9 protein-coding genes and 1 pseudogene are annotated in these 12505 nt (G+C 60.2%); all 10 read right to left on the bottom strand.

Going from position 1 to position 12505, the window contains the following annotated elements:
- A pseudogene (locus PMI16_RS23310) lies at window positions 1-386 on the bottom strand (SPOR domain-containing protein); the annotation flags it as partial.
- Between the two features lie 87 nt (window positions 387-473).
- On the bottom strand, window positions 474-1781 hold the full coding sequence (folC, locus tag PMI16_RS23315) for a bifunctional tetrahydrofolate synthase/dihydrofolate synthase (protein WP_007884169.1): 1308 nt from the start codon (window positions 1779-1781) through the stop codon (window positions 474-476).
- A gap of 160 nt (window positions 1782-1941) precedes the next feature.
- Entirely contained in the window at window positions 1942-2814 is an 873-nt protein-coding gene (gene accD / locus PMI16_RS23320) for an acetyl-CoA carboxylase, carboxyltransferase subunit beta (RefSeq protein ID WP_007884170.1), read from the bottom strand.
- 283 nt (window positions 2815-3097) lie between these two features.
- Entirely contained in the window at window positions 3098-3895 is a 798-nt protein-coding gene (gene trpA, locus PMI16_RS23325) for a tryptophan synthase subunit alpha (RefSeq protein WP_007884171.1), read from the bottom strand.
- Between the two features lie 131 nt (window positions 3896-4026).
- On the bottom strand, window positions 4027-5286 hold the full coding sequence (gene trpB, locus PMI16_RS23330) for a tryptophan synthase subunit beta (protein ID WP_007884172.1): 1260 nt from the start codon (window positions 5284-5286) through the stop codon (window positions 4027-4029).
- A gap of 53 nt (window positions 5287-5339) precedes the next feature.
- Window positions 5340-5999 (bottom strand): phosphoribosylanthranilate isomerase, encoded by a 660-nt coding sequence (locus PMI16_RS23335; RefSeq protein WP_007884173.1) that lies wholly within the window; start codon window positions 5997-5999, stop codon window positions 5340-5342.
- Between the two features lie 77 nt (window positions 6000-6076).
- Window positions 6077-6925 (bottom strand): tRNA pseudouridine(38-40) synthase TruA, encoded by an 849-nt coding sequence (truA, locus tag PMI16_RS23340; protein ID WP_007884174.1) that lies wholly within the window; start codon window positions 6923-6925, stop codon window positions 6077-6079.
- Window positions 6926-7110: 185 nt separating this feature from the next.
- Window positions 7111-9822, bottom strand: coding sequence for a FimV/HubP family polar landmark protein (locus PMI16_RS23345; protein WP_007884175.1), 2712 nt, complete (start codon window positions 9820-9822; stop codon window positions 7111-7113).
- Between the two features lie 331 nt (window positions 9823-10153).
- Window positions 10154-11260, bottom strand: a complete 1107-nt coding sequence (gene asd, locus PMI16_RS23350) for an aspartate-semialdehyde dehydrogenase (RefSeq protein ID WP_007884178.1) — start codon at window positions 11258-11260, stop codon at window positions 10154-10156.
- A gap of 74 nt (window positions 11261-11334) precedes the next feature.
- The gene (gene leuB, locus PMI16_RS23355) at window positions 11335-12405 is read right to left on the bottom strand and encodes a 3-isopropylmalate dehydrogenase (RefSeq protein ID WP_007884179.1); all 1071 of its coding nucleotides are present in this window, start codon (window positions 12403-12405) and stop codon (window positions 11335-11337) included.
- Window positions 12406-12505 lie beyond the last annotated feature (100 nt).

Genomic DNA, 12505 nt, shown 5'->3' on the forward strand with positions numbered 1-12505 from the left:
TGTGCGGCTGCCGCTGCCGCTGCCGGCTTGGCATCTGCAACGGCATCCTTGGCGGCGTCCTTGCCGTCCTTGGAGGGAATCTGGATCGCAATATCGTCAGCCAGCGGGCGCGGCTCGGAATCGAGGATCATCGGCAACACGATGACCACCGCCAGCACCAGGGCAACGGCGCCGATCAGGCGGCGGCGCGCGCGCTTCTTTTCCGGCAGTACGGGGTCGACGGACTCATCCTTGCCGGCTCTGCTGGACTTGCGGGAGTTTCCGGCGCTGCGGCTGTTGCGGCTGCTCTGTGCGGCCGACGACTCTCCTGCGGAACGCGAGAGGAATTCGCCCTGACCGGAAGCAGATTCCTGCTTGTTTTTACGAAAAAACGAGAACAAGCCCATGCTGATCTATGTAAGGTGGTCTGAAAAATGCCGATGACAAATGCACGCTGCAGCCGATGGCGGCCAACCGGAACAAAACGATAGAACTCAATGCAATTCCGGCTTGCGGGCTTCCATTACACCCGCAACGGTGAGGAAGGATCCGAAAACCACAATTCTATCATTCTCGGTAGCTCTGCTCTGTGCATTTGCGAATGCGGCAGCGGGCGTATCGAAGGTTTCGATGGTGCAGGCCGCGTCGGGCTTGAATTCCGGCTCCACGCCCGCTTCCAGCAATTTGTCCTTCAATTGCTGCGCCGTCGCCGCGCGCGGCAACGGCAAGCCGGTGACGCACCAGTGATCGATCTTGCCCTTGAGCTGATTGATGACGCCTTCGATGTCCTTGTCCAGCATGGAGCCGAACACCGCGTAGGTATAGGGATGGAAACCCATGTTGTCGAGATTTTGCGCCAGCGTGGCGGCGGCGTGCGGGTTGTGCGCGACATCGAGGATCACCAGCGGCTGGCCCGGCAAGACCTGGAAACGCCCCGGCAACTCGACCGTGGCAAGGCCGGTGCGCACTTCTTGCGCGCCGATAGGCAATACGTCGCGCAAGGCTTCCAGCGCCGCCAGCGCAGCGGACGCGTTGAGCAACTGGTTGGCGCCGCGCAGGCTCGGATACGCCAGCGAATTGCGGCGCTGAGCGCGACCGCCGTAGGCCCACTGCTGCTTGTCGCCCTGATAGTTGAAATCGCGGCCCATCAGCCACAGATCGGCGCCGATGGCTTCCGCATGCCTGATCAGCGACTGCGGCGGCACCGGATCGCCGCAGATCGCGGTCTTGCCGGCGCGATAGATGCCGGCTTTCTCGAAACCGATTTCTTCGCGCGTGGTGCCGAGATATTCGGTGTGATCAATGTCGATGCTGGTGACGATGCCGACGTCGGCGTCGATGACGTTGACGGCGTCCAGACGGCCGCCCAGACCGACTTCGAGGATCACGACGTCCATTCTGGCGTCCGCCAGCAACTTCATGATGGCCAGCGTGGTGAATTCGAAATAGGTCAGCGAAATATCGCCGCGCTTTTCTTCCACCGCCTCAAACGCGGCGATCAGCGCGGCGTCGGATGCCGGCACGCCTTCGACGCGGGCGCGCTCGTTGAAATGCAGGAAATGCGGCTTGATGTACAAACCCACGCGATAACCTGCGCGCATCAGGATCGACTCCAGCATGGCGCAGGTCGAGCCTTTGCCGTTGGTGCCCGCCACCGTGATGACGGGGCAATCGAAACGGATGTCGAGCTGTTCCTTGACCTTGCCGACGCGCTCGAGGCCCATGTCGATGGCCTTGCTGTGACGGGTTTCCAGGAGGGTCAGCCATTCGGCCAGGGTGGAAGGTTTTGCTTGCGCTTGCATGAGTTGAATCTACAGTGAATCCGAGATGACCTGCATGGAGCCGGGGAGCTCGATGAACGAGATTGAATGAGCTTGAATGACTTAAAAGCAAAAACCCGAACTTGCGTTGAAGGACGACAAGTCCGGGTCTGTGGTCTGCGATCTGTCTATGGCATCGCGATCAGGAAACGGTTTCGGCCGCCTGATTTTGCAGCAATGCCAGCAAACGTGCGATTTCTTCGCGCATCTTGCGACGGTCGACGATCATGTCGATGGCGCCCTTGGTCACGAGGAACTCGGAGCGCTGGAAGCCTTCCGGCAACTTTTCGCGCACGGTGTTCTCGATCACGCGCGGACCGGCGAAGCCGATCAGGGCTTTCGGCTCGGCCATCACGACGTCGCCCATGAAGGCGAACGATGCCGACACGCCGCCCATGGTCGGATCGGTCAGCACGCTGATAAAGGGCAACTTCTTCTCGGACAGCTTGGTCAGCATGGAAGTGGTCTTGGCCATTTGCATCAATGACAACAAGCCTTCCTGCATGCGCGCACCGCCGGTGGCGGTGATGCAGATGAACGGCACTTTTTGCTCCAGCGCCATTTGCGCGCCGCGGGCGAAACGCTCGCCGACCACGGAGCCCATGGAACCGCCCATGAATTCGAATTCGAAGCAGGCAACCACGACCGGCAGGGTCATGATGGCGCCGCCCATGACGACCATGGCATCGGTTTCGCCGGTGGATTCCAGCGCGTCTTTCAGACGATCAGGGTATTTCTTGCTGTCTTTGAACTTGAGCGTGTCGACCGGCAGGGCTTCCTGGCCGATTTCATAACGGCCGCCTTCGTCGAGCAATGCGTCCAGGCGCGCACGGGCGCGGATACGCATGTGATGGCTGCACTTGGGGCAAACGTGGAGATTGGATTCCAGGTCGGTGCGATAAAGTACTGCTTCGCAGGACGGGCACTTGACCCATAAACCTTCGGGTATCGACTTCCGGCTTGCGGAATCGCTACGTTGAATTTGAGGCGGGAGTAATTTCTCTAGCCAGCTCATAGAAACCTCTTTCTAATTTCCGGTGGCGCATTGTACCAGAGCCGAAGACGCGCAACCGGAGACGATGATTTGATTGCTTTTTAGTAATTTTCAACAACTTTACAGCCACAGCAGGGTCCTTTCGACAACCAGAACCTGCTCAAGTCTGTAGCGAGAGACCATCAGCTGGCGGCCCCCGGAACGGAGCCCAGTTGAAACCCTTGGAATGTACTTCAGTACATGAGGATTTCGAGCACCGGACGACGCCAGATCATGGCCTCGCAGTAAGACTTTGGGCTGGTTCTTACGCGTCCATGGCCTTGCGGATATCCGTCACGAAGGCCTGAACCGCTTCCACAGCGCGCTCGCGCGGCGTGTTTTCCAGTTCCTGAATGATCCGGCTGCCGATCACGACCGCATCCGAAACCTGGCTCACCGCCTTGGCGGTGGCGCCGTCGCGGATGCCGAAACCGACGCCGATCGGCAATTTGACGTGCTTGCGTATTTCGGCAATGCGCTTGGCTACTTCAGCGGTATCGATGTTGCCGGCGCCGGTCACGCCCTTCAGCGAGACGTAGTAGCAGAATCCGCTGCTGACCTTGGCGACTTGCCGGATGCGCTCGTCGGTCGACGTCGGCGCCAGCAGGAAAATCGGATCGAGGCCCTGCGCCTGCATCTTTTGCGCGAACTCTTCGCACTCTTCCGGCGGATAATCCACGATGATGGTGCCGTCCACGCCCGCCTCTTTCGCCGCGGCAATGAAGGCATCGACGCCGAAGCGTTCGAGCGGATTGGCATACCCCATCAGTACCACCGGCGTGGTCGCGTTGGTCTTGCGAAACTCGCGCACGCAAGCCAACACGTCGCGCGTGCTGATGTTGAATTTCAGTGCGCGCTCGCAGGCCCGCTGGATGACCGGACCTTCCGCCATGGGATCCGAAAAAGGCACCCCGAGTTCAAGGATATCGACGCCGCCGGCGACCAGCGCATGCAACAGCGGCACGGTCAGTTCGGGCGCCGGATCGCCGGCGGTGATGAAGGTGATCAGCGCCTTCTTGTTGGCTGCGGCCAGCGCAGTGAAAGTAGATTGGATACGGGACATGGTGTTGGAATGTGTTGTTCGTCGATGCGGCCAGCCCTGCTTTGTTTTTGCAGCTTACGACCAACGGATTATGAGTCCGCTGGTCGTATGCAGAGCTGGAGCCTTTTGCTGAGCCTTTTTATTAAGCTTATTTAACCCTGGCGTTGCTGAACAGTATGCATGTCCTTGTCGCCGCGTCCGGACAGATTGGCCAGCACGATCTTGTCCTTCGGCAAAGTCGCCGCCAGCTTGGCGGCGTAGGCCAGCGCATGGCTCGACTCCAGCGCCGGGATGATGCCTTCGATGCGGCAGCAGGTATTGAACGCCGCCAGCGCCTCGTCGTCGGTGATGCATTCATAGCTGGCGCGGCCGCTGTCTTTCAGCCAGGAGTGCTCGGGGCCCACGCCCGGATAGTCGAGACCGGCCGAGACCGAGTGGGTTTCCATGATCTGGCCGTTTTCATCCTGCAGCAGGTAGGTGCGATTGCCGTGCAGCACGCCCGGCGAACCCAGCGTCAGCGAAGCCGAATGACGGCCGGTGTCGAGACCGTCGCCGGCCGCCTCGACGCCGACCAGCTTGACGTCCTGATAATCGATGTAGGGATAGAAGATGCCCATCGCGTTGGAGCCGCCGCCGACGGCCGCCACCACGTAGTCCGGCTGGCGGCTGGCGATTTCGGGCATCTGCACGATGCATTCGTTGCCGATCACGGACTGGAAGTCGCGCACCATCATCGGATAGGGATGCGGACCGGCGACCGTGCCGATGATGTAGAAGGTGCTTTCGACGTTGGTGACCCAGTCGCGCATCGCTTCGTTGAGCGCATCCTTGAGCGTCTTGGAACCGGATTCTACCGGCACGACTTTCGCGCCCAGCAGGTTCATGCGATAGACGTTCTGCAACTGGCGTTTGACGTCTTCGCTGCCCATGTAGACGATGCACTCCATGCCGAAGCGCGCACAGATCGTTGCCGTCGCCACGCCGTGCTGGCCGGCGCCGGTCTCGGCGATGATGCGCTTCTTGCCCATGCGCTTGGCGAGCAAGGCCTGGCCGATGACGTTGTTGATCTTGTGGGCGCCGGTGTGGTTCAGGTCTTCGCGCTTGAAATAAATCTGCGCGCCGCCCGCCAGTTCGGACCAGCGCTTGGCGTGATACACCGGGCTCGGACGACCGACGAAATGTTTCAGTTCGGTATGGAATTCCGCCAGGAATTGTTCATCGTTCTGGTAGTGCGCATACGCTTCGCGCAGTTCGGTCAGCGCATGCGTCAGGGTTTCCGATGCGAAGCTGCCGCCGTATTGACCGAAATGGCCGCGCGCGTCCGGCAGGTTGTAAGGCGCGGTCTGATGCAAGGCCGCAGCCGCAATGGGCTGGCGCTCGGAGAAGTTGCCGAGCGGATTCAATTCTTTCATGGGTATTCCTCTAGTGTTCTGGTGAGATGGCTGCCGGGATCAGGGATGGCAAATCAGGCTTTGTCCGCCAATCGGACCGCGCTGATGAAAGCGGCAATCCTGGCGGCATCCTTGATGCCCTTGGCTTGCTCGACACCGCTGCTGATGTCGACGGCGTGCGGGCGCACGCGCTGCACCGCGTCAGTCGCGTTTTGTACGCTCAAGCCACCACTTAAAACGACCCGAGGCGCGAGTTCTTCTGGAATGAGAGACCAATCGAAAACCTTTCCGCTGCCGCCGTATTGCTCGACCAGGGTGTCGAGCAAGAGCCCCGTGAAAAAGGGACTGGCGGAACGATAATCCTGTTCGTATTTTATCAAATCCTCAGGCGTGGTCGAGCTTCCGATGCGTGCTGCGCGCATAAAAGGCCGTTTGACGGCTTGCGCAATCGCGGCGCACTGCTCCGGCGTCTCGTCGCCGTGGAATTGCAACAGCGACAAGGGCGCCTGCTCCAGCACGGCGCCGACTTCCTCGGCACCGGCATTGACGAACAATCCCACCGTCGAAACGAAGGGCGGCACTTGCCGGATCAGTTCCGCCGCTGCCGGGGCTGCGATGTAGCGCGGGCTCTTGGCGTAAAACACGAAGCCGACCGCGTCCGCGCCTGCCGCCACGGCGGCGGCAACGTCTTCGGCGCGGGTCAGGCCGCAAATCTTGATTCTGGTCCTGTGCATGGTTGCTGGATGAGGTCGTGAGAGAACGTGGCAAGACAGGATAACGAGAGCGCTAGTCTAACCGATCCGGAGCCGGGTTACAGCCAGGGCCAGGATGCCTCTTCCTGCGGCAGCGCCCAGTACACCGGATAATCGACTTTGGCCAGATACAAACCGTCCGGCATGAAAGTGGGTGCGGCACGGCTGCGGTCCTTCTGCGCCAGCACCTGGGCGATCCACTCCGGCGGCTGCCGGCCGCTACCGACAAAAATCAGCGAACCGACGATGTTGCGCACCATGTGATGCAGGAAGGCATTGGCTTTCAGCGTAAAAACGATCATGTCGCCGTGGCGGCGCACCTGCAGCGACTCCATGGTGCGCACCGGCGACTTGGCTTGGCATTCCACGGCGCGAAACGCGGTGAAATCGTGCTCGCCGACCAGATGATCCGCCGCCTGCTGCATCAGGGCCGCGTCCAGCGGTCGAAAGGTCCAGCCGGCCTTGCCGGTCAGTAAAGGAGAGCGCACCGCGTGGTTGTACAACACATAGTGATAGGTGCGCGCCGTGGCGCTGAAGCGTGCATGGAAGCCGCCTTCACGCTCGGCGGCGGTGCGCCCGGGACCGTCCTCCGCCGGCAACTCGCAAGCCCAGCGCACGGCAATCGACGATGGCAAAAAGGCATTGACGCCACGCACCCACGAGAACTTGTCGCGCACGATGTCGGTGTCGAAATGCACGACTTGTTCCAGCGCGTGCACGCCGGAATCCGTACGGCCGGCGCAAGTGGTATCGATGCCGACCAGCGTGAATTGCTTCAGCGCGGCCTCCAGTTTGTCTTGCACTGTCAGGCCATGCGGCTGGGTCTGCCAGCCCTGCCAGGAATTGCCGTCGTATTGGATGCCCAGCACGATGCGGCGCATGGGACGCGAAGATTCCGCCGCATGCATTGAAGACTCGGTATCTGCACTTGCTTGCAGTTCGGCAGAAATGGGAAGAGTTAATTCGGTCACGGTAATTCGTTTCTGGGTTATTGCCAATACCTTATGTCTAGCGTGCATCAAAAAAAGCAAAACGGGCGCCAGCGTCGGCGCCCGTCTCCGGACCAGTCGTCATGCAGGGTACGACTTCCTGCTTACGACAGCTTGGACAACATCTCCCTGGCGCGCTCAACCTGACTGTCACTGCCGCCGCGGATAACCTCATCCAGCAGTTCACGCGCGCCTTCCTTGTCGCCGATTTCCTGATATGCCGCAGCCAGATCCAGCTTGGTCGACATTTCGGAGGCAAAGGCGGACTCGTCGTCTTCCAGTACATCGGGCTTCGGCGCTTCGACCGGCTCAGGCAAATCGAGATCGATATTGTTGACCGCAGGCGAAGCCTTCGGCAAATCGTCCGCCCCAGCCTCATCGCCGCCGGCCTTGCCGCCGTCAAGCTCCAGATCGAAGTCGATCTTGCTGCCGATATCGGCGAGCGGTGCCGCACCCGGCTGGATTTCCGCGCTCTTGAAGTCGTCCAGGTCAAATTCCAGGCCTTGCTCTTCCGGAGCAGGTGGCTCAGGTTCCGGCGCCTTCTCGACCATCGGTGCCGCCGGCGCTTCCTCGGCTTGCTCAACGTCTTCGGCAGAAGAGCCGCCGTACAGCGGGTTAGTCGGATCAAGCACGATGCCCATGGCAGCAGCCTGCGCCCACTCGTCGCCGATGCCGCCGGTGGCGCCATGCAGCTCCCTGGCGATGTCATTGAAGCCTTCGACATCCTGACGCTTGGAATAGATTTCCAGCAGCTTCAAACGAATGGCCTGGCGGTTCGGATCGGTCTTCAGCGCCAGGCGCAAGATGTCCTCGGCCTGCTCGTCGCGGCCATAGGAAATGTACATGTCCGCTTCCGAGATCGGATCAACGGCGTCTGCCGCAGCGGCCACTTCAGGCACCGCCTCGGGAGCGGTCGCGACGACGGCTTCGGGGGTGGTTTCAATCTCCGCCGCGGTCGCGGTGGTTTCTGGAGTCGGCTCAGGTTCTTTGGCTGCCTTCGCCGGCTCATCCTCCTTGTCTGCATCGGCGGAGGCGGCAGTTGCCGCTTTCTTCCGATTATTGCGAACGCGCACCACGCCCCATCCTGCGAGCAATGCGACCAAGGCGCCCGCGCCTGGCAAGACGAAAGGATTGTCCTGGATGTTGTCGAAGAAATTGGCTTTGGCTGCCGGGGCAGGCACGGCGGCCTTCGGCTTGACCTGCTCAGGCGTTGCTGCCGGGGCAGGCGCAGCGACGGGCGCCGGTGTTTCCGGTTTAGGTTGCTCGGCAGGCGCTTCGGCAGGTTTCGCTTCCGCCGGCTTTTCCTCAGGCTTGGCTGCGGCTGCCGGGGCCGGTTGCGGCGCAGGCGTTTCCGGCTTGGCGACAGCCATCTTTTGCTGCTCGCTCATTTCCGCCAGGGACTTGTTCTTGATCTCGAGCAGTTTTTGCAAATCGCTGACGTTTTTCTCGAGCGCCTTGACGCGCTCGTTCGCTTCGGCGATCGCCTTGTCGGCGGCGATTTTTTCCTCGGCGGCGGCCTTCTCGGCTGCAACGCGATCGTTTGCGCCGGCCTTGGAAAGCTGCAGCTTGTCCTTGGCATCGCCCGTGCCGGATTTTTCTTCCACGCGCGCCGTCACTTTGCCACTGCTGCTTTGCTTGGTATCGCCTGCTTTGCGGGAAGGGCCATTGGCGACCTGACCGGCCAACTTATTGCGATAAGCGTTGAAATCCTGCGCCTGCGCCACCACGGTGGTGCGCGCTTCGCCCTTGTCCACAGCGCCTGCGGTTGCCGCATCCGGCACCGACAACACACGACCGGCGCGCAAACGATTAATGTTGTCGCCGATGAAGGCATCCGGATTGGCGCGGTACAAAGCGACCAGCATCTGGTCCAGCGACACCGTATTGTCTTTGGTGCGATTGGCGATTTCCGCCAGCGTATCGCCTTCCTTCACATGGTAGGTCTTGCCGTCCGTTTTGGCGTCCTGCTTGGCGGCGCTGCCTTTACCGGCCTTGCCGCGCTTGCCGGAAGCGACTGCAGGCGTTGCTGCGGACTCCTCCGCTTTGACCTCGGTCTTCGCCGGTACGGTCTTTTCCGCCACGGCAGCCGGTACCGGCGCATTGGTCAAACCGTTCTGGTCGCCGCTGCGTCCGTTGCGAATCAGCTCTTCCGCCTGGCTGGAAGGAGCGGATTTCGTGACAATCCTGGACGTTGGTTCTTCATCGCTGTTGTTGATGGCTGCTACTGCCGCAGCCGGCGCAGGAGTCGCTGCCGGCGCCGATGCGGCCGCCGGCTTCGCCGGTACGGCAACAGCGGCCGGAGCATTCGCTGCAGGTTTGGCGGCAGGCGCTGCTGCGGGCGGAGTTACGGGAGGAGTTGCGGGCGCCGCTTGTGCACTTTGCGGCTTGCGCATATCCGGCGGATCGAGCAGGAAGGTGTATTCACGCACCAGGCGCGAACCGCCGCCGCTCAACTCCAGCAACAAATCGACGAAGGGCTCGTTGATCGCCTGCGACGAGCTGATGCGGATCAGTTGCTTGCCTTGGCGTTGCTCAACCGAAAAACGCAGCGACGACAGCACCGGATTGAAATCGATGTTGGCCTTCTTGAAAGCGTCCGCCGGTGCGAGTCGGGCGACCAGCGCGCCCTCTTCCTCTTTCGACACCGAGTTCAACTCGATTTCCGCGCGCAGCGGCTGCCCCAGCGACGAGAGCACCGTGAGCTTGCCCAGTCCGGCGGCATGCGCCGCCATGGGCAGCGCCAATGCCAGGGTCACGGCGGCACTCAGTTTTTTCAGACGGGACAGCGCAAACTTGTTATCAGTGTATAGAGGCATGTTTGTATGGTTTTAGATAGACGTTCTACTAAAGAAGGCCTGAAGACCAAAATTTATTTCATCGATGACAATCAAAAAATCGACAACTCAACCAAAGCCCTCCAGTGCCATGAAGCAATGGATTTGCACATCCCTCATAGTAAGGGGCTTTAATGACCGGATTGTTGACAGTGATGAGATAAATTCTGATTTTCAACATATCATCAAGAACTTAGGCCTGCAAGTGTAACCAAGTTCTCAAGATGGTCAAAACCCGTCAACATTCCGATGAAGGAATGTTTGACGGGTTTGCGTTGCAAATTGACAACGGAAGGTCAGCCCTTCCGCGCAATTATTTGCCCAGAATGATGCGCAACATACGACGCAGCGGCTCTGCAGCTCCCCACAGCAACTGGTCGCCGATCACGAACGCGGAAATGTATTCCGGTCCCTGGTTCAGCTTGCGCACGCGGCCGACGCCGATTTCCAGACTGCCGGTGATGGATGCCGGCGTCAGTTCCTTGACCGTGATGGCGCGATCGTTCGGCACCCATTTCACCCATTGGTTGCCCGCACGGATGATGGATTCGATGTCGGCCAGCGGCAGGTCGCGCTTGAGCTTGATGGTCAATGCCAGGCTATGGCAACGCATTGCGCCGATGCGCACGCACAGACCGTCGACAGGGATGATCTTCTCGTTGCCGAGGATCTTGTTGACTTCAGCCTGGCCCTTCCACTCTTCCTTCGACTGGCCGTTTTCCAGCTGCGCGTCGATCCATGGGATCAGGCCGCCCGCCAGCGGCGCGCCGAAGTACTCGGTCGGCACGTCTTCGCGGATGGTCTTGGCGACCTTGCGGTCGATGTCCAGAATCGCCGACGACGGCGTCGCCAGTTCATCGGCCACGGCTGCGCTGATCACGCCCATGCCCTTCAACAGCTCGCGCATGTGGTTGGCGCCGCCGCCGGAAGCCGCCTGATAGGTCATGGAACTGACCCACTCGACCAGGCCTTCCTTGAACAGGCCGCCCACGCCCATCAGCAGGATGGAGTTGGTGCAGTTGCCGCCGATGTAGTTCTTGACGCCCTTGGCCAGCGCATCCTTGATGACGTTATCGTTGACCGGATCGAGCACGATCACGGCGTCGTCCTTCATGCGCAGAGTCGACGCCGCATCGATCCAGTAACCGTTCCAGCCCGCTGCGCGCAGCTTGGGGAAGATTTCGGTGGTGTAGTCGCCGCCCTGCGCGGTAATAATGATGTCGCATTTTTTCAGCTCGTCAATGCTGTTGGCGTCTTTCAGCGTCGTTGCCGTTTTGGCGAACGACGGTGCTTTACCGCCTGCATTCGAGGTCGAAAAAAATACCGGTTCGATGTGATCGAAATCACCCTCGTCCTGCATGCGTTGCATCAGGACCGAACCCACCATTCCACGCCAGCCAACCAAACCAACCAGTTTCATCATCTTTCCCTATTTAATGGACTTCCATAATTAATAAACAACGAACAACTACGTTAAAAAAACCACTACCTCGATTAGCCCAATGCCTTGACGACGGCGTCGCCCATTTCCCTGGTGCCGACCTTGGTGGTGCCCTCTTCATAAATATCGCCGGTGCGATAGCCTTGTGCAAGGACTTTCTTCACCGCCGCTTCAATGCGATCGGCCTGCTCAGCCTTGTTCAACGAGAAGCGCAGCATCATTGCCGCCGACAGAATCGTCGCCAGCGGATTGGCGATGCCCTTGCCGGCGATGTCGGGCGCCGAACCGTGCGACGGTTCGTACAAACCCTTGTTGTTGGCGTCCAGCGACGCCGACGGCAACATGCCGATCGATCCGGTCAGCATGGCTGCCGCATCCGACAAGATGTCGCCGAACATGTTGCCGGTGACGATAACGTCGAAGTTCTTCGGCGCCTTGACCAATTGCATTGCTGCATTGTCAACGTACATGTGCGTCAGTTCGACTTGCGGATATTCCTTGTGCACGTCGGTGACGATGTCTTTCCAGAACTGGAAGGTTTCCAGCACGTTGGCCTTGTCGACGCTGCACAAACGCTTGCCGCGCTTGGCCGCAGCCTGGAAGGCAACGTGGGCGATGCGGCGGATTTCCGGTTCGCTGTAGCGCATGGTGTCGAACCCTTCGCGCGCCCCCTTGAACGGACCGTCCGGCGCTTCGCGCATGCCGCGCGGCTGGCCGAAATAGATGTCGCCGTTCAGCTCGCGCACGATCAGGATGTCCAGGCCGGCAACCAGTTCAGGCTTCAGCGACGATGCGCCGGTCAGTTCCGGATAGCAGATGGCAGGACGGAAATTGGCGAACAGCTGCAGGTGCTTGCGCAGGCCGAGAATCGCCTGCTCGGGACGCAGCGGGCGATCCAGCGTATCGTACTTCCAGTCGCCGACGGCGCCGAACAGGATCGCATCGGCTTCCTTGGCCAGCTTCAGCGTGCCGTCCGGCAGCGGATGACCGTGCGCTTCATAGCCTGCACCGCCAACCGGCGCGGTTTCCATTTCAAACTTTTCGCCCAGCGTATCGAGCACGCGCACTGCTTGTTCAATGATTTCTGGACCGATGCCATCGCCCGGCAAAATTGCAATCTTCATGTCGTCGTCTTCTAGTCTTGGAAAATAATAGCGCCGGCTGCTGCACCTGCTCCGGTCTTGCGACCGTGCAATGCGGCATCCGGCTAATCAGAAACTTCAG

It is taken from the genome of Herbaspirillum sp. CF444, from assembly GCF_000282135.1.
Taxonomy (GTDB): Bacteria; Pseudomonadota; Gammaproteobacteria; order Burkholderiales; family Burkholderiaceae_D; genus Herbaspirillum.

What these genes read in the sequence shown, in the direction of transcription:
- asd (WP_007884178.1), bottom strand. Translation starts at nt 11,260, where the DNA reads ATGAAACTGGTTGGTTTGGTTGGCTGGCGTGGAATGGTGGGTTCGGTC.
- PMI16_RS23345 (WP_007884175.1), bottom strand. Translation starts at nt 9,822, where the DNA reads ATGCCTCTATACACTGATAACAAGTTTGCGCTGTCCCGTCTGAAAAAA.
- PMI16_RS23335 (WP_007884173.1), bottom strand. Translation starts at nt 5,999, where the DNA reads ATGCACAGGACCAGAATCAAGATTTGCGGCCTGACCCGCGCCGAAGAC.
- leuB (WP_007884179.1), bottom strand. Translation starts at nt 12,405, where the DNA reads ATGAAGATTGCAATTTTGCCGGGCGATGGCATCGGTCCAGAAATCATT.
- trpA (WP_007884171.1), bottom strand. Translation starts at nt 3,895, where the DNA reads ATGTCCCGTATCCAATCTACTTTCACTGCGCTGGCCGCAGCCAACAAG.
- truA (WP_007884174.1), bottom strand. Translation starts at nt 6,925, where the DNA reads ATGCATGCGGCGGAATCTTCGCGTCCCATGCGCCGCATCGTGCTGGGC.
- accD (WP_007884170.1), bottom strand. Translation starts at nt 2,814, where the DNA reads ATGAGCTGGCTAGAGAAATTACTCCCGCCTCAAATTCAACGTAGCGAT.
- folC (WP_007884169.1), bottom strand. Translation starts at nt 1,781, where the DNA reads ATGCAAGCGCAAGCAAAACCTTCCACCCTGGCCGAATGGCTGACCCTC.
- trpB (WP_007884172.1), bottom strand. Translation starts at nt 5,286, where the DNA reads ATGAAAGAATTGAATCCGCTCGGCAACTTCTCCGAGCGCCAGCCCATT.